The organism is Streptomyces collinus Tu 365 (genome assembly GCF_000444875.1).
GTDB classification, from domain to species: Bacteria; Actinomycetota; Actinomycetes; order Streptomycetales; family Streptomycetaceae; genus Streptomyces; species Streptomyces collinus_A.
This window is the reverse complement of the sequence record NC_021985.1, coordinates 507,380-532,898: the sequence shown is the minus strand read 5'-3', so window position 1 is coordinate 532,898 and position 25,519 is coordinate 507,380. Positions and strand designations below refer to the sequence as shown.

General features: G+C 70.7%; 20 protein-coding genes and 2 pseudogenes. 12 read left to right on the top strand and 10 right to left on the bottom strand.

Translation table 11 applies throughout. The features are described from left to right. Positions 1-49 precede the first annotated feature (49 nt). A complete protein-coding gene (locus B446_RS01860; protein WP_043474541.1) occupies positions 50-775 on the bottom strand; it encodes a dienelactone hydrolase family protein in 726 nt (241 codons plus the stop codon). Between the two features lie 152 nt (positions 776-927). On the opposite strand from B446_RS01860, the gene pepN reads away from it, so the two are divergent. From pepN to B446_RS01845, 3 genes are all read left to right on the top strand, one after another. Continuing rightward, the gene (pepN, locus tag B446_RS01855) at positions 928-3,360 is read left to right on the top strand and encodes an aminopeptidase N (protein ID WP_043477272.1); all 2,433 of its coding nucleotides are present in this window, start codon (positions 928-930) and stop codon (positions 3,358-3,360) included. 97 nt (positions 3,361-3,457) lie between these two features. Further along, on the top strand, positions 3,458-3,979 hold the full coding sequence (locus B446_RS01850) for a GNAT family N-acetyltransferase (RefSeq protein ID WP_020937695.1): 522 nt from the start codon (positions 3,458-3,460) through the stop codon (positions 3,977-3,979). A 172-nt stretch (positions 3,980-4,151) separates the two neighbouring features. After that, positions 4,152-5,039: a neutral zinc metallopeptidase gene (locus tag B446_RS01845; RefSeq protein ID WP_020937694.1), complete on the top strand. Its 888-nt coding sequence runs from the start codon at positions 4,152-4,154 to the stop codon at positions 5,037-5,039. A 398-nt stretch (positions 5,040-5,437) separates the two neighbouring features. Here B446_RS01845 and B446_RS01840 read toward each other — a convergent pair whose 3' ends face one another. Beyond that, positions 5,438-6,283, bottom strand: a complete 846-nt coding sequence (locus tag B446_RS01840; protein ID WP_020937693.1) for an alpha/beta fold hydrolase — start codon at positions 6,281-6,283, stop codon at positions 5,438-5,440. Positions 6,284-6,358: 75 nt separating this feature from the next. On the opposite strand from B446_RS01840, the gene B446_RS01835 reads away from it, so the two are divergent. From B446_RS01835 to B446_RS01810, 7 genes and pseudogenes are all read left to right on the top strand, one after another. Then, the gene (locus B446_RS01835; RefSeq protein WP_020937692.1) at positions 6,359-6,847 is read left to right on the top strand and encodes a MarR family winged helix-turn-helix transcriptional regulator; all 489 of its coding nucleotides are present in this window, start codon (positions 6,359-6,361) and stop codon (positions 6,845-6,847) included. Between the two features lie 646 nt (positions 6,848-7,493). Next, on the top strand, positions 7,494-8,210 hold the full coding sequence (locus tag B446_RS01825; protein ID WP_020937690.1) for a TetR-like C-terminal domain-containing protein: 717 nt from the start codon (positions 7,494-7,496) through the stop codon (positions 8,208-8,210). Between the two features lie 178 nt (positions 8,211-8,388). Further along, a pseudogene (locus B446_RS41065) lies at positions 8,389-8,439 on the top strand (hypothetical protein); the annotation flags it as partial. A 420-nt stretch (positions 8,440-8,859) separates the two neighbouring features. Then, complete coding sequence (locus B446_RS01820; RefSeq protein WP_043474535.1) at positions 8,860-9,390, top strand: hypothetical protein; 531 nt, start codon at positions 8,860-8,862, stop codon at positions 9,388-9,390. Then, positions 9,387-11,780, top strand: coding sequence for a glycoside hydrolase family 65 protein (locus B446_RS01815; RefSeq protein ID WP_020937688.1), 2,394 nt, complete (start codon positions 9,387-9,389; stop codon positions 11,778-11,780). The genes B446_RS01820 and B446_RS01815 overlap by 4 nt, the downstream gene beginning before the upstream one ends. 473 nt (positions 11,781-12,253) lie before the next feature. Next, on the top strand, positions 12,254-12,394 hold the full coding sequence (locus tag B446_RS39155) for a hypothetical protein (RefSeq protein ID WP_158506733.1): 141 nt from the start codon (positions 12,254-12,256) through the stop codon (positions 12,392-12,394). Positions 12,395-12,456: 62 nt separating this feature from the next. Next, on the top strand, positions 12,457-13,530 hold the full coding sequence (locus B446_RS01810) for a HesA/MoeB/ThiF family protein (RefSeq protein WP_078614869.1): 1,074 nt from the start codon (positions 12,457-12,459) through the stop codon (positions 13,528-13,530). Positions 13,531-13,644: 114 nt separating this feature from the next. Here the strand turns inward: B446_RS01810 and B446_RS01805 are convergent, their stop codons facing one another. From B446_RS01805 to B446_RS01775, 7 genes are all read right to left on the bottom strand, one after another. Then, a complete protein-coding gene (locus B446_RS01805) occupies positions 13,645-14,445 on the bottom strand; it encodes a phosphotransferase (RefSeq protein ID WP_043477266.1) in 801 nt (266 codons plus the stop codon). 38 nt (positions 14,446-14,483) lie between these two features. Beyond that, a complete protein-coding gene (locus tag B446_RS01800; RefSeq protein ID WP_020937685.1) occupies positions 14,484-15,938 on the bottom strand; it encodes an ATP-binding protein in 1,455 nt (484 codons plus the stop codon). After that, a complete protein-coding gene (locus tag B446_RS01795) occupies positions 15,935-16,669 on the bottom strand; it encodes a response regulator transcription factor (protein WP_020937684.1) in 735 nt (244 codons plus the stop codon). The genes B446_RS01800 and B446_RS01795 overlap by 4 nt, the downstream gene beginning before the upstream one ends. A 310-nt stretch (positions 16,670-16,979) precedes the next feature. Further along, the gene (locus B446_RS01790) at positions 16,980-17,378 is read right to left on the bottom strand and encodes a PepSY domain-containing protein (RefSeq protein WP_020937683.1); all 399 of its coding nucleotides are present in this window, start codon (positions 17,376-17,378) and stop codon (positions 16,980-16,982) included. A 372-nt stretch (positions 17,379-17,750) separates the two neighbouring features. Continuing rightward, the gene (locus B446_RS01785; protein WP_020937682.1) at positions 17,751-19,955 is read right to left on the bottom strand and encodes a bifunctional polysaccharide deacetylase/glycosyltransferase family 2 protein; all 2,205 of its coding nucleotides are present in this window, start codon (positions 19,953-19,955) and stop codon (positions 17,751-17,753) included. Between the two features lie 15 nt (positions 19,956-19,970). Continuing rightward, positions 19,971-20,813 (bottom strand): hypothetical protein, encoded by an 843-nt coding sequence (locus tag B446_RS35995; protein WP_052352106.1) that lies wholly within the window; start codon positions 20,811-20,813, stop codon positions 19,971-19,973. A 215-nt stretch (positions 20,814-21,028) separates the two neighbouring features. After that, positions 21,029-21,670: a uridine kinase family protein gene (locus B446_RS01775; RefSeq protein ID WP_020937680.1), complete on the bottom strand. Its 642-nt coding sequence runs from the start codon at positions 21,668-21,670 to the stop codon at positions 21,029-21,031. Between the two features lie 634 nt (positions 21,671-22,304). On the opposite strand from B446_RS01775, the gene B446_RS01765 reads away from it, so the two are divergent. Beyond that, entirely contained in the window at positions 22,305-23,906 is a 1,602-nt protein-coding gene (locus B446_RS01765) for a hypothetical protein (RefSeq protein WP_020937678.1), read from the top strand. A 58-nt stretch (positions 23,907-23,964) separates the two neighbouring features. Here the strand turns inward: B446_RS01765 and B446_RS01760 are convergent. Continuing rightward, a pseudogene (locus B446_RS01760) lies at positions 23,965-24,111 on the bottom strand (IS5/IS1182 family transposase); the annotation flags it as partial. A gap of 159 nt (positions 24,112-24,270) precedes the next feature. Between B446_RS01760 and B446_RS01755 the strand changes: the two are divergent. Then, the gene (locus B446_RS01755) at positions 24,271-25,296 is read left to right on the top strand and encodes an AraC family transcriptional regulator (protein WP_020937676.1); all 1,026 of its coding nucleotides are present in this window, start codon (positions 24,271-24,273) and stop codon (positions 25,294-25,296) included. Positions 25,297-25,519: the final 223 nt, after the last annotated feature.

Here is a 25,519-nt window from a genome sequence, read left to right as displayed (position 1 = left end):
CCGGCCGCGTCGCGGCGGTCGGCGGACACCCGAACTCGGACTGACAAGATCACTGGATCAAGGGCAGGCACTCGGCGAGCAGGCCGACGACATCCCGCCAGGCCCGCCGCGCGTGCCGTGGGTGGTAGCCGACGCCGGGGACTGTGGGGTGGTCGACCGGCGGGTGGTGGAAGGCGTGCAAGGCGCCGCCGTACACCGTGAGGCGCCAGTCGACGCCCGCCGCCTGCATCTCAGCGGTGAACGCGTTCCGTTGCGCGGCTGACATGATGGGGTCTTCCGACCCGACCCCGGCCCACACCGGGCAGAGGATGCGCGCCGCCTCACCCGGTCGGCCCGTGGTCAGGGCGTTGACGGTCCCGATCGCGCGCAGGCTGACGCCGTCACGCCCGAGCTCCAGCCCGATGGCGCCCCCGGTGCCGTAACCGACGGCGGCGATCCGGTCGGGGTCGGTCCGCCGTTCGGCGCGCAACACGTCGAGCGCCGCATGGCCGATGCCCCGCATCCGGTCGGGATCAGCGAGCAGCGGCATGCAACGGGACAGCATCTCCTCGGGGTCACCCAGATAGCGCCCGCCGTGGAGGTCGAAGGCCAGCACTGCGTATCCCAGCTCGGCGAGAGCATCGGCCCGGCGGCGCTCGACGTCGCTGAGCCCCATGCCCTCCGGTCCGAGCAGCACCGCGGGCCGGCGGTCGATACCGGCCGGGAGCGCGAGGTGCCCGATCATCGTCAAACCGTCGGCCGGGTACTCGACCGTACGCGTCGTAATCGTCGCCATGAGACTGGAATGTAGCGATCGTCGCGCCCGGATCGGCCGTGGTCTGCCGCTGGCAGACTTGAAGCGCACCGACAAGGAACCTGGTCCACGGTGGCCTCTTGGTGTTCGGTGGGTGGTTCGTAGCGATGAACGAATCTTCGAGGGGGACGGCGATGAGCGGCAGGAGTCTGACCCAGACCGAGGCCGAGGGGCGTGCGAGCCTGCTGACGGTCGAGCGATGTGACGTCGCCGTCGACCTCACGGGTCTGATGACCGGCTCGCGGGTCCGGTGCGAATCGACGATCACCTTCACGTGCCACCGGCCCGGGGCGGGGACCTTTGCCGATTGTGCGGCGGCGGTCGAGAGCGCCACACTCAACGGAGTCGTGGTGGCGTCGCCTGTCGAGGGCCGGATCACGCTGACTGACCTTGCGGAGCTCAACGTCCTCACGGTGGCCTCCGTGGCGGAGTGCTCGGCCGATGCCCGGGGCGTGCACAAGGCGGTCGATCCCGCCGACGGCGAGACGTATTTCTACACCGACTTCACTCCCGACTATGCCCGCTACGTATGGGCCTGTTTCGATCAGCCGGACCTCAAGGCGCCGTGGGCGTTCACGGTGACCGCTCCAGCCGGCTGGCAGGTGCTGAGCAACAGCGGTGACCCGAAGATCGAAGACCTCGGCTCTGTGCGACGCTGGACCTTCCCGCCGACGCCGCCGCTGGCGACGTACAACACGGTGATCAACGCAGGTCCTTACTACGAGTTGCGGCGTCGCGGAGCCGGCCATGATCTCGGGCTCTTCGCCCGGCGGTCGCTGGCGCCGATCCTGGACCGGGACGCCGAGGAACTGTTCACCCTGACCACTCAGGGGCTCGAGTTCTTCGCCGACAAGTTCGGCATGCCGTTTCCGCAGCACAAGTACGACCAGGTCTTCACGCCCGAGTACCCCGGCGCGATGGAGAACTTCGGCTGCGTCACCTGGATGGACTGGTTCCTGCGCAGGAGCACGCCGACCAGAGCGGAGTGGGACATCTTCGCGCGGTACCTGCTGCACGAACTCGCGCACATGTGGTTCGGCAACATCGTCACGATGCGCTGGTGGGACGACCTGTGGCTGAACGAAGCGTTCGCGGAGTTCGCGAGCAACTGGGCCGCCGTGAGCGTGACGACGTACACCGACGCCTGGACGGCACATCTGGCCGGCGAGAAACTCAAAGCCTATTTCATGGACCAGGGACCGGCGACGCACCCGATCCGCCAGCAGGTCCGCGACGTCGCCGAGGCCGAAGCGACGTTCGACGCCATCACCTACCCCAAGGGCGCGTCCGTCCTGCACCAGTTGATGACGTACGTCGGCGAGGCGAACTTCTCCCAGGGGCTGACCAACTACTTCGCCATGCATGCCTGGGGCAACACCACGCTGCAGGACCTGATCGACGCGGTCGCCGACGCCAGCGGACGTGACCTGAACCAGTGGCGCGCGGGATGGTTGGAATCAGCGGGCACCGACCGGCTGACTCTCAGCCACGACGGAGACGGGTTCGCCCTGATCGCCCAGGGTGCGGGTGGGCGGCTGCGCCGGCATGTGCTTGCCGTCGGCGCTTACGAGCGTTCCGGGGACCGTCTCGCGCGCACGGCACTCGTCGAAGTCGAGGTAGCAGGGGAGCGAACCCGGATCGACCTGCCGGCAGGAGCCGATCTGTACCTGGTCAACGATGAAGACCTGACCTTCGCCTCGACAAGACCTGACACCGCCACCAGAGACACGTTCTTTCGCAACGCCGCCCGTCTGCCCACGGCGACCGCGCGGGGTGTCGCCGTCACCACGGCCTGGGACATGCTGATCAACGGCGAAGCGACAGCAGCCGAAGCCGTGCAGTGCCTCACCGGAGTACTCGCTGTCGAGACGTCCGCGTCGGTGGTCGAGCCGTATCTCAACTTGGCTGTCGAGGCCGCGGATCTGTGGAGCCCGGAGTCGGAGCGGGACGAGTTGCTGCGAACAGTGGCTGCGGTGTGCCGCAGCCTCTCCGGCGTCGGCGCCTACCGCAAAGCGGCGTTGCGCGGCTTCGCCCGCACCGCGGCCGAACCGGAGGAGGTCGCGTGGCTCCAGACCGAGGCAGGGGAGGACATCGACCTCCAGTGGCGTGCCCTGGTTCGCAAGGCCCAGCTAGGGAGTCCGACCGCAGCCGAGGCACACGCTCTGCTCGACCGCGACCCGGATCCCGAAGCATGGGTCACCAGGCTTCAGGTCAGCGCTGCGACCCCGGACGCGGCCGAGAAGGAGACGGTGTGGCAGACGCTGGTGACGGACCGCGCGGTGCCTCTCGCTTTTGTCCACTCAGTTGCGACGTTGTTCTGGAGCGCCGGTCAGGACGACATGCTCAGGCCCTACGGGGAGGCCTACCTCGACCTCTTGCCAACCGTCGACCGCGGCGGGAGCATTCCGGCGACGGTGTTCACCAGAAGCCTCTTCCCGCTGTTCGGTATCGACCTGACCTTCGTGGAACGAGCGGAAGACCTGGCGGCACAGGCTGTTCCGGTCGTCCGCACCAACCTCCTGGACCGGGCCGACCGGATGCGCCGCATACTGCACTCACGCGGCTGAAGTCCTTCCAGCCTGGTCCACAGCTCACTCACGCACCCTGAACGCGAGGTCGTCATCACCTTGCCGCGCGCCCCGTCGGGCGGGCAGGGTCGCAATCATGCTTGAACTACGCACCTTGGAAGCAGACGACTGGCCCCTTTGGCGGGAGTTGCGACTGGCCGCGCTCGCTGATGCGCCCTACGCGTTCGGATCGACGCTGGCTCAGTGGCAGGGCGCCGGCGACCGGGAGGAACGCTGGCGTGCCCGTCTGTCGATTCCTGGCGCGCACGATCTCATGGCGCTCCTCGACGGCCTCCCAGTGGGCATGGCCAGCGGAGTGCCGGGCGAGGGAGCGGAGTACGTGGAGTTGATCTCGATGTGGGTCGATCCCGCGGCTCGCGGCAAGGGCGTGGGCGACCACCTGATCCAGGCGGTCGAGCGGTGGGCGGCGGAGCGCGGTGCCAAGACGCTGCGGTTGTCCGTCATGCCGGACAACCGCACGGCGACCGCGCTCTATGCGCGCCACGGTTTCACGGACACGGGTGAGCCCGGCGACCTCCTGCTCGATGGTGTGGGCAGGGAGCGGGTCATGGCGAAGCGCCTGGACACTGTCCGATCTCCACATCACGGCAAATGGTGATGATGAAGTCGTCGAAGGAGAGCGCGAACGACAGCCGACCTGCGGAGGCCGCCCGTCGTGTTCCTCCAAGAGGCGGAGCAGGAACAAGACGGGATGAGGATGCCCTCGTACGGGGTAGGCGAGCGGGACGACGCGGGGTGGTCCGGCGCGCTGCTCGAGGGAGGGTCAACGTATGCAATTCGACGACGATGCTGCTCTGGACACGTCCGAGGTCGCGGACGGGCGGGGAGGCGCGCTGGGCGGGATCCCGGGCGGCGGGAAGACCGTCGGCGGGGGACTGGTCGGGCTCGTGGTGCTGGTCGTGTCCGTGCTCTTGGGTGTCGACCCCGGCATGTTCGGCTCGGGCAGCAGCGACACGTCCTCGTCCGGCAAGCCGGCCGCGGACCTCGCGGCGGAGTGCCGGACCGGTGTCGACGCCAACCGCAAGGAGGAGTGCCGGATCGTCGCCGTGGTCGACAGCGTGCAGGCATTCTGGAAGCAGACGGAGACGGCCGCCGGCGAGCCCTACCAGCAGGCCCCCACGTTCCTGTTCACCGGCAGTGTGAACACCGGTTGCGGGAACGCGACTTCCGACGTCGGCCCCTTCTACTGCTCAGCCGACGACAAGGTCTATCTCGACCTCGACTTCTTCAAAGACCTGAGCAGCAAGTTCGGCGCCAAGGGCGGCCCGTTCGCCGAGGCCTACGTCATCGCGCACGAATACGGCCACCACATCCAGGACCTCAGCGGAACGATCTCCCGCGGCAGCGGAAAGGGCCAGAACAGCGGCTCGGTGAAACTCGAGTTGCAGGCGGACTGCTACGCCGGAGTGTGGGCCCACCACGCCACCACCACCCCCGACCCCACGAGCGGTAAGCCACTGATCACCGACTTGACGAAGGACGACATCAACCGCGGGCTGGACGCGGCCGCCGCCGTCGGAGACGACCGTATCCAGCAGCGCTACCAGGGCAAGGTCACACCCGACACCTGGACCCACGGCTCCGCGAGCCAGCGCCGGCAATGGTTCTCCACCGGCTACCGCTCCGGCCGCGTCGCCAACTGCGACACGTTCAGCTGACCCGGCGCCGTCACCGCCGTCGTCCGCCCTCCGCGCGCCCTGTGCCGTTCACTCTGCACCTGTGCGAGCTGTCGCTTGTCGCGGGCCGGCCACGGCGTCGGTTCATCAGGGTGCATCCGACGGTTACCAGCCCGATGGCGATGAGCTTGGCGGCCCCGTAGTAGCGGAGCGCCGGCTCCCGTGGGGTGCCGGGCAGCCGGAGAGAGACCCATGCTGTAGCGATGGCTCCGAGAGCGATCAATGCGACGGCTCCCCATGTTCCCAGGTCCGTCCACCAGGGCTCCGCGACGTGGTTCGGCTCGTCGGTCCGCTCAGCGGCCTTGTCGTCCACGGTGTGCTTCTTCTCCTGCGTGTGGGGGGATGGTCGCGCAGGAAGACGCGGGCCCGGCGCGGAAGGTTCATCCCTCCGCGGACGGCGCCCCGAGAAAGTCCAGCACGATCGCGTCCACGGACGCGGCGCCGGCGACGGGCAGCGCGTGGTGCCCCAGCCCCGGCAGCACGTGGACCTTGGCCTGTGGCAGCAGCTGACGGGCCCGGTCGGCCCTCGCTTCGGCGTCGTGGACCCGGCTGTGCCCGGCGAACAGCGCCAGCACCGGCATGGTGAGCGGCGCCGGGTCCAGCGTCCGCCCCACCACCGGGCGGCTTCGCCCTCGCAGGGTGGCACCCAGTACGTACAGGCGTCTGAAGTCCTCGTCCACACGGGTACCCGCGGTTTCCCAGTCGAGGTACGCGCCGACTCGCCGCTCGGTGGGCCGCAGCAGCATCCGCAGTGCGCGCAGCAGGTAGCCCGGCCGGTATCCGCCGAACACCTGGGTCGGGTCGAGCAGCGCGAGGCGCTGCACCCGATGCGGAGCGTGCAGTGCGTATGCGGCGGCCACCCAGCCGCCGTACGAGTGCCCGCACAGGGCGGCCGCCGGCAGGCTCAGCCCGTCGAGCACGGCGTCGAGCCACGCCGTGAGGTCCCGGGGCGTGCGCAGCGGCAGACCGGCGCGTTCACTGCGGCCGACGTCACCGAGGATGTCGACCGCGTAGACCCGGTGCCGGGAACCCAGCGCCGGGGCGTTGGCGAACCACGCCGTGCCGGTGGCCCCGCCGCCGTGCAGCAACACCAGGGGCGGGCCGTCCGGCGGGCCGTAGGCGTGCACCCGGGTCGGGCCGTACGACGTCGGCACGGTCAGCTCTGCGGTCCCGGACGGCCAGCGGGCCAGCAGCGCGTCGTAGGCGGCGAAATAGGTGTCGGACACGCCGGCTCCTCGGCAGATCGATGACGTATTCTCTCGCTGAGCGAGATACTAAGCCGGCGAGAGGATGGTGCGTCAATGAACACCGAGGAGACTCCACAGGACCCCCGGCTGCGACTGGTCCATCAACTGCGCGCGGTCACCGTCGAGTTCGACCTGCTGGCCGCGGGGTTCGCAGCCCGCCACGGATTGCATCCCACCGATCTGCGAGCCCTGATCGCCCTGCTCGACGCCGCGCGGGCCGAACGCCCCATGACACCCGGCCGGCTCGGTGAACGGCTCCATCTCAACTCGGCCGGTACCACCACCCTCATCGACCGCCTGGAGCGGTTGGGCCTGGTCCGCCGCGAACGCGACACCACCGACCGCCGGCGGGTCCTGCTCACTGTCGAACCACGGGCGGTCGACCTGGGCTGGTCGTTCTTCGGCCCCGCCATCGGCACACTGCTCACCGCCATGGACGCCTTCACCCCGGAGGAACTCGGCACCGTCGAACGCTTCCTCGGTGCGATGACCACCGCCACCGACACCGCCCGCACGAATGCCGCCGCTTCCAGCGGGACGTGATCGCCCCGTCGGCGGCTTTTGCGCCTTCCGGGTCTTCGTGGCGCCCGCGGCGATGCCTCGGCCGACCTGTTCCTTCCTCCAGCCCTGAACGGCATTACGCCAGTGATCGTGTGCCGGTGTGGCGGTCATGCGGTCGCCGCGTGTGCGGACCGATGCCGGCACAACTCACCGAGTGGGGTGCTGTGCCGTTCCGACTTGTCCCCCTGGAGAGGCTCCAGTTGAGCACGCCGCCGCCCCCGCACCCCGAGGCGCAGTACCACGTCGTCGACCCGACGGACGGCCCCTGCGCGTCGCGGGACTACGTCGCCTACCCGGAGTACAGCGAAGACGGCGTCACGAGCCTGTGCCTGCACTCGCTGAAGCGCCAGCGGCGGATCCCGTATCCGGCCGGTTGTAGGGCACCGTGACACGCGCAGCTGCTCCGGCCGGTCCCGTGAACGGTCCGGGGCCGACGAACTCGCCTCTCGCTGGAAGGCCGGAGCCCACCTCGTCGCATTGAGCCGCTGGCACCGCGAACCGGCCCAGGATTCCTCGTCAGACAGGACGGGCCCTGTGTCGTGACCCCTTGGCCAGAACTGGCCGCATGCACGCCGCATTACCCGCCATGTAATCGACGCGATGCGGAACCTCTGACAGGGTCTGGATCATGACGACTTCCGAAGCCCATGACCCCCGCAAGGACAACCCCGAGGCGGCCGTCTCCCGGCTGAAGGCCGAGGCGGGCGGCCGCCTCGCGGCCCGGCACCGCGTCGACCTGGATCCGGACGAGTTGGCCCGCGCGGCGGGCGTCGACCCGAACCTGATCGAGGAGCGATTCCCGGATCGGGACGCCCTGTTGACCGACCTGGTGCTGGCCGCCTACAACGCGATGGGCGACAGCGCGGAGCGGGCCACGGCCGAGGCGGAGAAGGCCGGTGCCGACTTACTGGGCCGCTGGGTCGCGTGCTGCGAGGGCGTCCGCGCGTGGGCGCTCGCCCACCCCGAGGAGTACGTGCTGATCTGGGGCCGCCCGGTGCCCGGTTACGACGCCCCGCCGGAGACGATGGCCGCGGGCGCCCGCACGGTCCTGGTCCTGCTAGGCCTGGTCCGCGAGGCGTTGGCGGCAGGCGAACTCGCCGTGGACCACGTGCCCGCGCCCGAGCTGTCCGAGGGCATGGCCCGCACGATCGAGCCGCTGGCCCAGGGCATGCTGAGCGGCCTGCCCACCCCGGTCATCACCCGCATGCTGATCGTCTGGACCCAGCTGCACGGCATGGTCGGCTTCGAGGTCAACGGCCATATCGCGGGCGTCGCCGCCGACCCGGCCGCCTTCTTCACCCACGCGGCCACCGCCATGGGCCAGTACATCGGCCTGCCCCGCTGACCCTGTGATCCCCGAGCCGTGCTGTCCCGGCCCAGGGCGTGGCCGGCCGCGGTGGGTTCGATGAGGGAGGCGCGCTTGGCGGTGGCGCAGGGGCGGCGGCGCACGAAGCCGGCCTGCTCCAGGCGGCGTGCGGGCCGCCTCCGTCAACCCACTCGGCCTGAAGATCCGCGCCGGTCTGATGGCCGGCACCGCCCCGGCCCGCTTTCCCGTGACCCCCGGCCTCGATGCCGCCGGTGTCGTGGACGCGGTCGGCGAGGGCGCCGGCGTGGTCGTGGGGGAGGAGGTCCTGGGATCGTCTCCCACGACAGGGATCCGGGCTTGGCCACCGGCCCGTCGAGCAGGGCGTACTCGCCGTAGCTGCCGCCAACGGCGGATGTCGCGTTCACCGGCCGTTCCGATGACGGTGATGCCCCGTGTGCTGGCCAGCTGCACCGCGCACCGGAGGCGTCAGGACGAAGTCGACGCCCTGGCGGGCGGCCGGCCCGTACCCGGTCGGGCCAGCCGTCGCCGTAGCGGACCGCGGTGGCCCCCCTGCACCCCCGTCACCGCCACCTCCGAACTACCGCCGCGTGGACCGAGTGGGTGCCTTGCCACGTGCGGGGGAGTGTCTTCGTCCCGTAGTCCGACGACGGCTTCTAGCCTCGGCGGCATGCTGGGGCTACCTGCTCGCGTCCGTGTCTGCCCGTTCGACCCCGACGGGGTGCTCGCCCAGCCTGCGAAGGCGCACGCGGCTGCCTGGAAGGAGATGTTCGACGACTGTCTCCGCGAGCGCCCGGCACGCGAGGGGGCGGCGTACGTGCCCTTCGACGCCGTTCACGACTACGGCGAGTCCGTGAACGGCAGGCCCCGCGAGGACGGCGTGCGTACCTTCCTCGCCGCGCGAGGGGTGCGGCTGCCCGAAGGCGCACCGGACGGCCAGCCGCGGACGCAGACGGTGAACGGGCCCGGCACCCGGAAGAACAACTTCCTGGTGGCGACCGTTGCGGCGGGCCGTGCGCCGGCGGTGGACGAGGACGCGGCCGCTGTGCTCGAGGACGCGCTCGCCGGTGCCGAAGCGGGGCGGACGGGACGGTTCGGCCTGGTCGTGGGGGTCGCCGGGGTCGGCCAGGCGGAGCACTTGCGGGCGCACGGCGCGGATGTGGTCGTCCGCGACCTGGATGAACTCCTGGAGGCACGGTGATCACCCATCCCAGCTTCACGGTCGAGCCGTGGAGCCTGCGCGAGACCGAGCTGAACCTGGACGTCCTCGCCCAGAGCGAATCGGTGTTCGCCCTCTCCAATGGGCACATCGGGTGGCGCGGGAACCTGGACGAGGGGGAACCGCACGGGCTGCCCGGTGCGTACCTCAACGGTGTCCACGAGAGGCACCCGTTGCCCTACGCCGAGGGCGGATTCGGGTATCCCGAGTCCGGCCAGACGATGATCAACGTCACCGACGGCAAGATCATCCGACTGCTGGTCGACGACCACCCGTGCGACCTGCGCTACGGGCAAGTGCTGGCGCACGAGCGTTCCCTGGACTTCCGCTCGGGCATCCTCAGCCGGACGGCGCGATGGGTCTCGCCCGACGGCCGTACGGTGCGGATCTCCTCACAGCGGCTCGTCTCCTTCACCCAGCGCGCGGTCGCCGCGATCGTGTACGAGGTAGAGCCGCTCGACGGTCCGACCACGGTCGCCGTGCAGTCCGAGCTGGTCGCCAACGAGCAGCTGCCCCGCGTCGAGGGCGATCCGCGCGTCGCCGCGGCGACCGAGTCCCCACTGGTGGCCGAGGAGTCCTTCGCGCAGGACACCCGGTTGCGGCTCGTGCACCGTACCGGCGTCAGCGGGCTGCGGGTCGCGGCTGCGGCCGACCACCTCGTCGAGGGTCCGGAGAGCACCCGTTGGACCGCGCAGTGCGAGCCCGACGTCAGCCGTCTGACGGTGACCGCGGACCTGGTGCCCGGACGACCGCTGCGCCTGGTCAAGTTCGTGGCCTACGGCTGGTCGGGGGAGCGGTCGCTGCCGGCCGTGCACGACCAGGTGGACGGCGCGGTGGCCGCCGCGATCAGCACCGGCTGGGACGGCCTGGTCGCGGCCCAGCGTGACTACCTGGACCGGTTCTGGGCCGGCGCGGACGTCGAGGTCGAGGGCGACGCGCAGATCCAGCAGGCGGTACGCTTCGCCCTCTTCCACGTCCTCCAGGCCGCGGCCCGCGGCGAGAACCGGGCGATTCCCGCCAAGGGACTCACCGGAACCGGGTACGACGGACACTGCTTCTGGGACACCGAGTCCTACGTCCTGCCGGTGCTGACCTTCACCGTGCCGGACACCGTTCCCTCGCCGCTGCGATGGCGCCACCGCACGCTCCCGGCGGCCCGGGAACGCGCCCGCCAACTGGGTCTGGCCGGGGCGGTGTTCCCCTGGCGGACGGTCGACGGCGCCGAGTGCTCCGCCTACTGGCCGGCCGGCACCGCCGCCTTCCACATCAACGCCGACATCGCCATGGCCGCGGTCCGCTACGTGGCGATGACCGGCGACGAGGAGTTCGAGCGCCACGAGGGACTCGACCTGCTCGTGGAGACCGCCCGCTTGTGGCGCTCCCTTGGACACCACGACGCGCAGGGCGTGTTCCACATCGACGGGGTCACCGGACCGGACGAGTACAGCGCCATCGCCCGGGACAACCTCTACACCAATCTGATGGCCCGGCAGAACCTGCGTGCCGCCGCGGACGTGGTCACGCGTCACCGGGAGCGCGCCGAGGAACTGGGGGTCGACGACGAGGAGGCCGCCGGTTGGCGGGACGCCGCGGCCCGCATGGCGATGCCGTACAACGAGAGCCTCGGCGTGCACGAACAGTCGGCCGGGTTCACACACTTCCAGCGCTGGGACTTCGACGCGACCCCGCCGGAGAACTACCCGCTGATGCTGCACTACCCCTACTTCGATCTGTACCGCAAACAAGTGATCAAGCAAGCCGACGTGGTGCTGGCGATGTTGGAGTGCCCCTATGCGTTCACCGACCAGGAGAAGGAACGCAACTTCGCCTACTACGAGGCGCTGACCGTCCGCGACTCTTCCCTCTCGGCGGCCTGCCAGGCGGTGCTCGCCGCGCAGACGGGTCATCTGCGGCTGGCCTACGCCTACCTCGGCGAGGCCGCGCTGATGGACCTGGACGACCTGGAGCACAACACCCGCGACGGACTGCACATCGCCTCCCTCGCAGGGACGTGGATCGCGCTGGTCGCCGGATTCGGGGGCCTGCAAAGGCACCTCAAGGACGGAAGGGCGGACCTGCTGGGGTTCGCTCCGCGCCTGCCCGAGGCGTTGTCCAGGGTGGCGTTCACGGTGGCGGTGCACGGACGCAGGCTGAACGTGGACATCGATCAGACCAGAGCACGCTACCGACTGGTCGACGGCGACCCGCTTCAGGTGCTGCACCACGGAGAACCGATGACCGTGACCGCCGACGAACCGGTGGACCGCCCGCTGCCGCCCGCCCCCGTGCTGCCCGAACCACAGCAGCCGCGCGGCCGCCGCCCGGCAGGACGGCCCAGCCCGGAGGCCGCCTGGACGGAGCCACAGGACTGAGGCCCGTCTTCAGCCCATCATCCGCAAGGGTGTCTGGTGACGACTCGGTGGCCGGCTTCCACAGACGGCTGCTTGCCGCCCTGAACAGGGTGGCCGCGGGCGTCGTCGGCGGAAAGAACGCCGAAAGGACCTGGAAAGTACGGCCGTGAAGAGTGGGAGCAGGCCGGGCCGGTAGGAAGTCCGGCAGGTGAATCCCTGAATGCAGAGAACGTTCCTCCGACAACCGCAGTTGCGGGCTGCGGGCGTCACGAATCGTTTCCAGTAGCCGGCGCGAGGCGCCGGGGCCGGTACCAGACCTGCTGCTGAACCTGTCCTGAATGAACCCGGTTCCGCCTTCGACGCCGAGGTCGCGGCAGGGATGACCGGCGCCCGCCTCGCCGCCGTGGGGTGACGACTCACGTGCAGGAACGGCGTCGATCGCCCATGGACTTCCGCATCCGCGGGAGAGATCAACACAAAGAGGGAGAAAGATCGTGCAGGACAACATCCACGCCACACAGGACGAGGAAGCGATCGCGCCCGGCGAGGCCGAGGCGACGGCGCAGACCGAGCTCCTCGAGATCCGTCTGCTCGACAAGATCGAGACCATCCAGAACAAGTCGATCGTCAGGTAGGAAAGGTTCGTGCCGGTGATTCCTCGGGATCACCGGCACGGCTCTCAAGGAGCGTGGTGGTCGTGACACATCCACGGGTGAAACCCGAGCACACAGCCCATCGATTCGACGACGGAACCATCCGGATCGGCGGCGAACTGTACGGAATCGCAGCGGAGATCACCGACCCGCACGGCTGGGTCTGGGAAGCGCTGAGCCTGATGGACGGAGCCACCCCGGTCGAGCGTATCGAGGCGGAACTGGCCGCACGGCACCCGTCGTTGGGCGACAGCGGCGCACGGGGAATGGTCAAGGCGCTGCTGGACACCGGCTACCTCGAAGACGCGGCCGGTGGACACCCCGAAGGCCTCACCGGCGATGAGACGGAGCGATACAGCCGCAACCACGCCTATTTCCGGCGTATCGACCTGCGACCGGGCAGCGACCCGTGGGCGGCGCAGCGGCGGCTCAAGAACGCGCGCGTGGGGATTCTGGGTGTCGGCGGCACGGGCAGCCACGCCGCATGGGCGCTGGCCGCCGTAGGGGTCGGCAGCCTGCACCTCGTCGATCCGGACCGCGTCGAGGTGTCCAATCTGACCCGGCAGGTACTGTACGGCGAAGCCGACCTCGGCAGGCCCAAGGCCCAGGTCGCGGTCGAGCGTCTGCGCTCGGTCAACTCGGCGGGCTCCTTCACCTGCGACATCCGGATGGTGGACACCGAGAAGGCGCTGGCAGAACTCGTCTCGGACTGCGATGTCTTCGCTCTGTGCGCCGACGAGCCGCGCAACGACCTCATCGCCAAGATGACCAACCGGGTGTGTGCCGCACAGGGCGTCCCCTGGGTGACCGCCGGATACAACGGCCCGCTGGTGACCGTCGGCGTGTACGGTCCCGCCGGTCCCTGCTTCGAATGCGTCGGTGCGGGGGAGGAGGCGAAGCTCAAGCCCGGCTGGCACCCGGACCTGGGGGGTACCGGGGTGCTCGCCCCGTCCGCGGGAATATCCGGACAGCTGATCGCCCATGAGGTGGTCTCGCTGCTCACGGGAACGGGCAGGCGCGCACCGGGGTATGTGCGGGGCCTCAACCTGATCGCTCCCGACCAACTGGTCGACGTACGACATCCGGCGCGCCCGGAGTGCCCGCTGTGCGGTTCCTGAGACCGCCCCTGCACGGCCACGGGACGAAGGCCGCCTCCCGGTTCCGGGCCGCCGCCGAGGACGAACTCCGGCCGATGGACACCCGAGGGGTTCGTCCTCGGACGTCCGGGCCGGTCAGCTCAGCAGGGCGGCCGTGAAGCTCTTGCGGTGGTCCACCAGCCAGGTCTGCACGCGGTCCCAGCGTTCCCATCCACCACGCTCGGCCAACGCCTGGAGATAGACGGAGTCTCCGCCGGCGACGCGGCGGGCGACGAAGGCCCTGCAGACCGCCGTGGCCTGCTCGATGACGCCAGACAACTCGGCGCGGCCCGCGGCCGGGAGGCCGTAGCCGTCGGCAAGAATCCGCAGCCGCGCGGCCGCATCAAGCCCGGGGGGATGAAGAGCGGCCGCGGACTCGGGATCAAGCATGGGCACCCAATAGCGGGCGGTCATGGCGATGTCCCAGAGCGCACGGCCCGGGGCCGCCAAGTCGAAATCGATCAGGGCCACGGCACGGCCGTCGCGGAAGACGACGTTCTCCGGGCACACGTCGTTGTGGCACAGCATCGTTCCCCCCTCCGGGTCGGCGAGGTCCGAGGGCCACTCGGCACGGCTGTCCACCGCGACGGCCGCGCCGGCCTCATGCAGACGCCGCAGCAGGCTGCCCACCGATTCGAGGGCGGAACTCCCCATCGCCCAGTCCTGGAACGGCGGCAGGGCCACGTCACCGGGGATGAACGTCAGCCGCTCACGGCCATCCGCGGTGAGACCGACAGGGGCCGGCGCCGCGTCGAAGCCATGCACCCTCAACGCACGGAGATAGGCATGCAGAGCACGGGCGTTGCGCGGTGCCGGTCGCTCCACCGACTCACCCCGGCGGAAGACCGCCCCCGCGTTCGCCATCCCGCCGACCAGCGCCTCGCCCTCAGCCGTCATGAGGAGCAAGCTATCGCCACATCGACCGACCGTGCTCTTCACGCATCGAAGCCGCGGCCGGCCGGCTCTGTGTGACGGCTGCGGCCGCGGCGCGCGCCGAAGTCCTCTCCCGGCGGTGACACTTTGTTCCGGCGGGCAGGGGCGGGGCGCAGCCGTATGCGGGCGTCGAGGCCGGTGCCGGGGGCGGGGTGGAGCGTGATGGTGCCGCCGGAGGCGTCGACGAGGTGGCGGACGATCGGCAGGCCGAGGCCGGTGCCGTCGTGGTGAGAGTCGGAGGAGCGCCAGAACCGGTCGAAGGCGCGATCGCGGTCCGTGTCGTTCATGCCGGGCCCCTGGTCGATGACGTGGAGTTCGCTGCCGGGGACGCGGTGCAGGGTGATGGTGGTGCCGGGTGGGGAGACACGCAGAGCGTTGGCGAGGAGGTTGTCGATGATCTGTTCCAGGGCGCCGGGGATCGCCCACACATGGCCGGTGGGCGGGCCGGTGATGTCGAGGGTCACGTACTGTTCGGCCGCCAGTGGCTCCCACATGGCGACACGGTCGGTGAGGACGGCGTCCAGATCGACGGGTTCGGGGGTGGTCGCGGTGTTCTCCAGCCGGGCCAGCGCGAGGAGTCCCTGCACCATACGGCCGAGGCGTTCGACCTCTCCGACGGCTTCCTCCAGGCTGCCGTGCGCGCGCGGGTCCAGGTGGGGCTCGAAGTTCTCCAGCCGCAGTCGCAGTGCGGTCAGCGGAGTCTTCAGCTGGTGGGAGGCTTCCGAGGCGAACGCCTGCTGGGACGCGAGGAGGTGCTGGAGCCGGGTCGCGGTGTGGTTGAACGACGTGGCCAGTCGGCGCAGTTCGGGCGGTCCGGTGGTGGCGTCGGGCGGGTGGGCCAGGTGCCCGTGGGCGAGTTGGGTGGTCGCGGCTTCCAGGGTGCGCAGGGGGCGGGTGATCCAGCGGGCCAGGCTGAAGGCGATCAGAGCGACCGCGGCAAGGATGCAGGCTGCGGCGAGGGCCAAGGCGCCCCAGATGCGGTGTACGCGGGTGCTGACCTGGTCCAGGGGGCACGTCAGGCGCAGGGCGCCGCGGATCGTGGTGCCGGAGGAGCCGGGCATGGTCGCGGACAGCACGTCACGGCCGGCGCCGTCCGTCGTGGTGGTGACGGTGGGCTGGTTGTTCAGGGCGCGGGCGATGTCCGGCTGATCGGCAAGGCTCCTCCCAGCGCGGCCGGCGGGATCGGAGTCGGCCAGGACGATGCCCTGTCTGTCGGTGACGACGACGTGGGCGCCGGTGCGGTTGGCGTAGTCACCGACAACGTCCGGCAGCGCGTCGAGCCGGCCCTTTTCGATGTTCTCCTCAGCGACCTCGGCGAGCGTGGAGGCGTCGCGTTCCACGCTCTGTGAGGCACGGGAGGTCTCGCCGCGGGCGTATATGTAGCCGAGGGGGATCTCCAGCCCGGCCAGTACGAGTGCGGCCAGGGCGAGGTAGCTGAGGAGGAGGCGGCGGGTCATTCGGCCGCCTCTGAGGCGCCGGGTTCGCGGGGGACGGTGAGACGGAAGCCGACGCCGCGGGCGGTGGTGACCCATCCGGGGTCGCCGAGCTTGCGGCGCAGGGCGGCCACGTGCGCGTCGAGGGTTTTGGTGGGGCCGAAGAAGTGGGGGTCCCAGACCGTGTCCATGATCTGCTGCCGGGTGCACACCGTGCCCGGATCGTCGGCGAGGAAGGCGAGCAGGTCGAACTCTCGGGGCGTCAGGGCGACCTGCCGGCTGTTGAGATGGACCTCGCGGGTGCGGCGGTTGAGGGTCAGCGGCCCCAACACCTGCGCGCCGGAGGCCGGCCGATGCGATTCGGGTGTTCGCGCGGGTCCGGTCGGCGTGAAGGCGGGGGCGCCGGCCCGGCGGGTGACGGCGCGGATGCGGGCGATCAGCTCCCGCACGCCGAAGGGCTTGGCGAGGTAGTCGTCGGCGCCGAGCTCCAGGCCGACGACACGGTCGGCCTCCTCGCCCCGCGCGGTGATCATGATGATGGGGACGGCGGAGCGGGCCCTGAGGGTGCGGCAGACGTCCAGGCCGTCCATGTCGGGCAGACCGAGATCCAGCAGGACCAGGTCCGGCGAGGTCGCGGTGGCGGCGAGCCCGGCGGTGCCGGTGCGGACGTGGTCCACAGCGAACCCGTAGCGTCCCAGGCCCTCGGTGAGAGGGCCTGCGATTCGGTCGTCGTCTTCGATGAGCAGCAGCCGCATGGCGCCAGGCTCGCACAGCTGTGTCAGGAGAGTTGAGGGGTTCAGGGGAAGCCACCAGGGATCGGAGAAGGCGAACGGGACGATGCGATCGTCGCCGTCCTCGCGTCCTTGCTCCTCATGTCCGTCTTCTTCCCCGGTGTTCGGGCTCACGCCGGTATCCGACGGGGAACTCGTCTGCGTGGGTGCGGCGGCGGTGCTCGTGCTGCCACCGGGCGACGCGGGGCCGGTCGTGACGTCCGGCGGAAGCGGCTGAGCGGTCGGCGACCTCGAATGACATCGGGTCGCCCGCCCTACGGCTCGGACGTCCCCGTCAGCCGGCGTCGGCCTCCTCGGTGCCCTCCTTCTTGGTGTCGGTGACTTTGAAGGACTTGTCGAGGTAGACCTCGATCGAGGAGCCGTCGGCCTGCTTCACCTCCACCGCGTACATGCCGGGCTTCTCCGCGTCCTCCTCGGACTTCACGACGGTGCCCGGGTACGCGCCGAGCGCCGCGGCCTCGGCCTTCCGCTTGACCTCACCGGTCAGCGGCGGCTCCGTCCTGTCGTCGGTGTCACCGCCGGCCGCCTCGGCGCCGTCGGCGCTCTGCGCCTGCTGCTGGGTGTCAGCGGCCTTGGAACCGGAGCCGGAGTCGGATCCGCCGCAGGCGACGAGTGCCCACATCAGCACGGCAGCGGGAGCGGCGAGCACGGCACGGCGGGACAGAACACGCATCAGGGAGTCTCCAAACGCTGGGAAGTCTCGCGGTTTCGAAGGCGGTGGAACCGGGCCTTCGGGGGATGACCACGACCCTAGGAACCCGTTGTTGAGAGACGGCCCAGCACATGGACAGAGGCGGACCAGCAGACCGCCAATCTTTCGCCACCCGGGCGCTGTTCACGACAGGCAGCACCTGTCGAGCCCCGGGGAAGGCCGTCGGGGGCGGAGCCTGAACCGTCGCCGCCTCAGAGAGCGGATGAGCACCTGACGGGTCGTGTCATCGGCGCCGGTCACCGTGAGATCGTCCCCGGCCCGCACCTCTGCCGGGAAGGTGCCTCGGTCCCGACGCCCGGGCCCTCCATCACGACCCGTCCCTGCTGACGGGAGTCATCGCGGGGTGGATGCCGCGGGAGGCTCCTCCCGGGTGAGGTCGGAGGGGAGTGGCTGAGCGCCGACCGGGGGCTGCAGACTTCCGTACCGTTCCATGCGTTGCCACCGCAGGCGCGAGCCCGAGACGGCGGTGAACACGGACTGGATCACGACCAGGTACATCAGCTGTCGGTAGACGAACTGCTGCAGCGGCAGGCTCCACAGGGGGCCCGGGCGTTCGCCGTCCAGACGGAACGCGTAGAGGCCCATCAGGAGTTGCAGCAGCAGGAAGGTCAGCCACAGCCCGATGATCCGGACCGGGTCGAGGAAGACGAGCCCGTAGAGGGCGAAGATGTCCACCGCGGGTGCGAGCAGGGGCAGCAGCACCTGGAAGAGAAGCAGGTAGATCAGGCCCCTGCGGCCCAGTTTCCCGGCGGCGCCGCGTTGTACGAGCGCGCCGCGGTGCTTCCACATCGCCTGGAGGGTGCCGTAGCACCAGCGGTAGCGCTGCCGCCACAGGGCGTTCAAAGAGGCCGGAGCCTCCGTCCATGCCTTGGCGCCCTCCTCGTACACCACGCGCCAGCCGTTCCGGCACAGGGCCATGGTGAGGTCGGTGTCCTCGGCCAGGGTGACGTCGCTGACTCCGCCGAGGTCAAGCAGCGCCCGGCGGCGGAACGCGCCGACCGCGCCGGGCACGGTCGGCATGCATTCGGCGAGGTCGAACAGGCGGCGGTCGAGATTGAACCCGACCACGTACTCGATGTGCTGCCAGCGACCCAGCAGGCCGCCACGGTTGACGACCTTGGCGTTGCCCGAGACGGCCCCCACGCGGGGGTCGGCGAAAGGCTGCACGATGGTGCGGACGGTGTCGGGTTCGAAGACCGTGTCGCCGTCGACCATGACCACCAGGTCGCAGGTGGCGGCGGCGAGCCCGCTGTTGAGGGCGGCGGGCTTGCCCGCGTTCCGCCGGCGGATCACCCGCACCGGCAGACCGAGTGCCTCCACCAGATCGGCGGTGCCGTCGGTCGACCCGTCGTCGACCACGATGATCTCGACCGGATGGTCGGATGCGAGCAGCGAACGCACGGCCGCCTCGATCCCGGCGCTCTCGTTGTAGGCGGGAACGATGACGCTGACCGGCTCGGTGACCCGTGGTCCCCAGGACCGGTCGGGTCCGCCCGCCCGCAGGCGGCGGTGCCGCCGGGCGGCTGTCAGTACGACGGCCGCGCGCAGCACGCTGATCGCGCCTGCCGCGTACATCAGCCAGCCCAGCAGCCGGACGACCCGGTCACCGCCCTGGAGGGCCCTGACGAGGGCCAGTCCTTGCAGGTGATCGCCCAGGCCGGCGGGCTGTACGGGTGCGGCCATGCCGACCGCGTCGGAGACCGTCGCGAACCTGAAGCCCTGCGCCTTGAGGCGTGGGACCAGGGCAGCCAGCGCGGCGACGGTCTGGGAGCGGTCGCCGCCGGCGTCGTGCATGAGCAGGACCTGCCCGCCGTGCCCGTGTGGTGTCGCGTTCGCGAGGATGCGGCGCGCACCGGGGCGCTGCCAGTCCTCGGCGTCCTGGGTGGACAGCACCGTGACGTAACCCGCCGCGTCGGCCTGCTTCAGGACGGACCAGTCGGCGTCGTCCAGCGCGCCGTTCTCCGAGGAGTACGGCGGCCTGAGCAGTGCGGTGGTGACCCCCGCGGCGCCGGCCACCGCCAACTGCGTCTCACGCAACTCCAGCGAGCGTTGCCACGGGGCGAGACGGGCCAGGTCGGGATGGGTGAAGGTGTGGATGCCGATCTGGTGGCCGTCGGCGACGATACGGCGGACCAGCTCGGGGTGGGCGACGACCTGGGTCCCGACGACGAAGAAGGTCGCGTGCACGTGGTTGCGGCGCAGCACCTCCAGGATGCGTGGCGTCCAGGTGGGGTCCGGGCCGTCGTCGAAGGTCAGCGCGATGGTGCGGGGCCGCACCCGGGCGGTGTGGGGAGAGGTGGCGGCGCCCGCGATCACGGGGCCGCCGTGGGCCACCCGGGCGGGCACCATGTCGCTCCTGCCCCGGACGCCGGTCACGGCGTCCGAGGTGATGCCGAACATGTGGTGGGTGTAGCCCTGGAGCAGCAGGGCCGTGGACAAGGTGACCGCGAACACGCTGAGCAGCAGCCAATGGGTGCGGGGTGTGATCCGGCGAGTGCGGTCGCGGCGCCGGGCGGCGCGGCGGCGGTGATGGGTCACGTCAGGAGCCTTGGATCATCTCACGGGCTTGTGGGACGTGCCGAGCGCGCGGCCCCTGGGGGTCGGACGGGTGGGCACGGCAGGAGTGGCGGCCGGGGCCGGGGCCGAGACGGAGGTGGAAGAGGTCGGAGACGCGGCGCTGGTGGGCGCCGTGGTCGGCACGGGTGTGGCCGCGGTGGTGGCGGGGGCTGTCGGCCGTTCGGTCGGACTGGCGTTCTTCTGCGCCGCCGTGGAGCGGGAGTTCTTCCGCGCCGCAGCGGACCGCGTGCTCTCCGCGGAGTCGCCGGTACCGGCGGAGGTGTCGGGCACGGACGCGCGTGGCGTGGAGCGGTCCGGGGAGTCCGGCTGGGGCACGAACGGGGCGCTGAGTCTGGGGCCGCCGAGCACGGCGCTGATCAGCAGGGCGACGTAGCCGCCCGCGGGGATCACCAGCAGCCGGGCCGCGCGCCGCACGCGGCGCTGGCGGCGGCCCGAGGAGTCCACGAAGACCGGCCGCACCGAATCGCTTCCGAACGGAGTCTCCGCTCCCGGCGTGGGATCGCCGGGCGTGCCGAGTCCCGGGGCCGGCGCGGTGAGGACGTCCACGGTGAGGACGTCACCGTGGACGCCCGACACGGTCGCGGCGGCCCCGGGTCCGGCATCGTGCACGTGCGCCTCGGCGCCGTAGAGATCCGTCCCCCGTGCGTAGGCGTCGACCGCGGGGTACGTCCCCTGCGCGAGTTGCCCCGACGCCCGGGGCGTGGCGGCCATGCCGGTGGTGGTACCGCCGTCGTGCTCGCAGGCGTAGTCGTACCCGTCCCCGGCACTGTCGTACGGATCCGCGCCGTACCCTCCGCTGCTCTGGTCCGTCCACTGCACGAGTCGTGCTCCTCTTTCTGGCCGACCGACACAGCCGTCCGCTTGGACAGAGCCGACGCGGCCGGAATTGTTACACCCCGGCCCCACAGAGCAGGACAATTCAGCACAAGAGGTGGATCGGTCGACGACGCGCGGGGCGAGCTCAGGGAGGAGGCCGCGGCCGGTGCTCTCGGCGGTGCCGCTCGGCGGCGCGGCGAGTCGCCCCCCAAGACACGTCACATCGCGAGCGCCGGGGCTCCGGGGGTGTCGGGCACACCGCATACCTGTCGCGCCTGCGAGGGTGCCGCGGGCAGTGGGGTGAGGGCCGGCCCGATCAGCGGCATGACCGCGGCCAGCATCTCCGCCTCGCTCGCGGTCCCGTCCACGACCAGATCGGCCGCTGCCCGGGAGGGCGCGACATGGGCTGCGTGGCGGTCCCTGCCGGTCTGCAGATAGTTGCGCAGGGACAGCCGGGGGTCCTGGCGCTGCGCCTCGATCTTCCGGAGGATCTTGCGGGCCAGTCGTATGTCGTCGGGGGTCTCGACGTACACCCGCCACGCCGCCCGCCTCACCACGGACGGCAGTGACAGCGCGAACAGGCCCTCGACCACCACCAGCAGCACGCCGGGGCGCCGCAGCGCCGCGTCGATGGCGTGTGCCGCCGCTGTCTCGTCGATCGATCCCGGATGGTTCCAGTCGAGGACGGCGTGCCCGTCGGCGCTGACCGTCCACACACCCCTCAGGGGGTCGTGGGCGGGCACGTAGTAGTCGTCCAGGTGGACCAGCGCCACGGTCTCGGGCCACCGCAGCGACAGGGCCTCGGCAAGGGTGGACTTGCCGGATGCGGTGCCGCCTGCAACCGCCAGTACACCCGTCATAACGGGCGCTCCTCATGTGCTCAAAGGGGGGTGGACGAAGCGGCCGGACAAGCCGGGTCCAGGGAATGTACGGCGGTGGGATCGTCGATGGCAAGCAGGGAAGCGCGGCCCGGTTCAGCGAGGCCGGGACCGCGATCTCTGTGGTCGACCCGCGCACGGTCTCGGCGAAGCCGCGGACCTTCAGCGTGACACGACGGCTCCTGGACGCGGGCGGGACATCGAGGGCCGGGGACGAGTGGTCAGGCATGCGACTCGACGTCCGCTCGACATGACGGCCGCTGTTGTCGCCGTCCTCATGACCGCCCCGTCTGCTGCCGTACCGCCGGGCGGACCGAGAAGAACCCCGTCGCAGCCGTTCGAGCTTCCTGCCGTCTCAACCGGGTTTTACGCGGGGGAAGTTGGCCCGCCACCCGCAGTGACCGCGAGTCCGCGGCCGCGACCGGCGGGTCCACTGCCCGGCCTTTCCCCCTCCCGCACGCGGTCGCGCGGCCGACGCGGAAATCGCAACCGTGCAGAGCGCAACCATCCGAGCCCGTGACCGGTCAGCCATCCCGAACGACGTGTGCGTACGGCGTTGCGGATGGTGCGGGTGAGATGGGAGTGGGACATGGCGGGGACGAGGCGATGGAGCCGCGTGACGGCACTGCTGGCGGCGGTGAGCGGGCTCGGCCTGGCAGCGCTGCCCGGCACGGCGAACGCCGCCGGCACGAAGCTGTCGATCGAGGCGCAGGACACCTACTACGCCTACCAGTACGGTGAGGGGCCGCCCGGCGACGGCGGCCTGTTCCTCCTCGAACTCAACCTCAGCGCCCCGGAGGGCACCAAGCCCCTGGCCAAGAACGTCAAACTGACCATCGACGCCACGGAACTCGAGGGCAAGGCGGTCATCACCGGTGCCGGGGGTGCCTGCTCGCACCAGGCCTACGTCTACACCTGCGCCTACACCTCGATCGACGGCAAAACCAGCGTCCAGCCGTTCTACATCAAAGGGGCGAAGGGCACGAAGCCCGGCGCCTCCGGCGACATCCACTACACCGCGACGTCCAGCGACGCCGGGACGGCCACCGCCACGACGCACGCGGTCGTCGGCGGCCCCAAGCTGCTCACCCAGCGGGAAAAGGCGATTGCCGATGTCACACCCGGCGCCGGCTTCGACCTCACGCCCGCCGTCGCCAACGTCGGCCCACTGGCCGCGCCCCGAGGCATCGGCGTGAAGCTGTTCGGCGAGGAGGGGCTGAAGGTCGCCGAGCAGTACAGCAACTGCCACTACCGGCCGATGCCGCAGCCCACCGCGTACTGCACCTTCGACACCCCGATCGAGCCCGGCACGGCCTACGCCTTCGACAAGCCGTGGCACTTCACCACGTCGAACGACCTGATGTACGCCACCATCAACTACTCCACCTGGCCCCTGGGCAGCGGCAATCCGTGGGAGTACGACGATCCGGCGGACTACACCGTCACCGGCAGCGGACCGGAGCTCGGCCTCAAGCCCGTGTCCGCTTCCGGGTTCCCCGACTTCGGCGGCTTCGTCGAGGTGTCCACCACCCAGCACGCGGACTACCGCGCGATCGGCGGCGAGGTCACCGGCAAGCTGGGCCAGACGGTACCGGTGACCCTCGGTGTGAAGAACGAGGGCCCGGGTTCGATGAACCTCTACAGCCGCCCCGGCCAGGGTTCCGGCACCTATCGCGTCACCCCGCCCGAGGGCACCGTGATCACGAAGATCCCCTTCCCCGGCGAGGACGACGACCACGCCTGCGGCGCACCCATCAAGGGCACCCGCACCTACGAGTGCGAGATCCCGGACATCTTCCCGGCCGGCGACACCAGCGAGCTCACCTTCTACGTGAAGATCCAGGAGGCCGTCGCCCATCCGAAGGCCGGTTCCATCGAGGCCACGGGCCGCACCGACTTCCCCAACCGCGACAACCACCCGGAGAACGACTCCGCACCCGTGACCCTGACGATCACCGGCGGCACCCCGTCGGCCTCGCCCTCCGCTTCCCCTTCTCCCTCTCCCTCTCCTTCCGCATCGGCGTCCCCGAGCGCCGGCGCCTCCAACGGGGGCTCGGCCTCCAACGGCGGCGCCACGTCCGGCGGGACGAGCCCCGAGGGCGGTGTGATGGCCTCCACCGGCGCGGGCGCACTGCCCTGGATCGCGGCGTCGGCGGCAGCAGCGCTGGCGGCCGGCGTCGCGGGCGTCACGCTGTCGCGCCGACGGACGCGCGGCTGAAGGGGTGCTGCGGAAGGTCGGCGGTGAACAGGGTTGAGTGGCAGTTGAGCTGCTGTTTCTACCCTGCCAGGGTGAGGTTGTGCATGGCGGCGACGGCCTGGACGGCGTGGTGGAGGCCGTCGCCCCCTTGGTGGCGGTCACGGACGATCTTCCAGGTCTTCATGCGCGCAAAGGTGTGCTCGACGCGGGCCGGGACGCGCGGGTGTTCGGCGTAGGCGCCGTCCGCGATCAGATCACCGATGGACGTGCGGCACGGGTGCCGTCCCGCGTCGACGGGGATGTCAGTGATCATCCGGTCCGCATGCTTGACCCACGGGGACGGAAAACCTAGCTTCTGGGGACCCGCAGCCCCCGGAGCCTGCCCATGAGACCCCTTGTCCGTACCGCCGCGCTGAACGGTTACGTCGAACTGAGCCGTTCCCTGGGTCTCGACCCGCGCGCGCTGATGAAGAGCGTCGGGCTCGACACCGCCGACCTCGCCGTCCAGGACCGGTGGATCTCGGGTACGGCCGTGGTCCGGCTGCTGGAGCTGTCCGCGGCCGCCTCCGCGCGCGAGGACTTCGGGCTGCTCCTGGCGGAGCTGCGGCGCTTCTCCAATCTCGGCCCGATCAGCCTCCTGGTGCGCGAGGAGCCCGACGTGCGCAGCGCCCTGGCCCTGCTCATCCGCCACCAGCACACCTACAACGAGGTCCTGCACGCCCGGCTCTCCGAGGGCAACGGCGTCGCGACGCTCAAGGTCGACGTGCGGCTCGGCGAGCCGCAGCCGGCCCGGCAGGGCACGGAGCTCGCGGTGGCCGCGTTCCACCGGGTGCTGTGCGGCTTCCTCGGGCCGCACTGGCGGCCGTCGGCGGTCCGCTTCGCACACCCGGCGCCGCGCGACACCGCGAGCCACCGCCGCGCGTTCGGGCCCGTGGTCGAGTTCGACCGCGGCTTCAACGGCATCGAGTTCTACGCCGACGACCTGGACGCGGCCAACGCGATGGCCGACGCGCAGCTGCGCAGCTACACCCGGCAGTACTTCGAGCCCGTCGCGGCGCTGCGGGAAGCGACCGAGGCGGACCGGGTGCGCGACCTCATCGAGGCGCTGCTGCCGACCGGGCGCTGCTCCATCGAGCAGGTCGCACGCAGCCTCGGCGTCGACCGGCGCACCGTCCACCGGCATCTCGCACGCTCCGGGCAGACGTTCTCCTCGCTGCTGCAGTCCACCCGCTCGGCGCTCGCGGAGCAGTTCGTGCCCAACCCGAGCAGGTCGCTGACCGAGGTGTCCACGCTGCTTGGGTTCTCGTCGCTGAGCGCGTTCTCCCGCTGGTTCCACGAGCACTACGGCGTAGGACCGCGGGAGTGGCGCCGGAGCGGGGGCGGCGGAGCGGCGACGCCCGGCGAGAGCTGAGGCGGCGCCCCGTCCTGCGCGTCCGTTCGGCCGGGCACCTGTCCCCGATTGGCAAGTGACCTGTCACGTCAGGTGAAGCGAGCCGGTGCCGCCCGCCCTACGTTTGCACCACCGCACAGTCGGCGGACCTCCGGAAGGAGTTCACCGCTTCTGAGTGCCAGAGCCGTAGAGCCCGTCCCCGCGCCGCCGCAGAGCCGCAACCCCCTCTTCCCAACGCCGCATC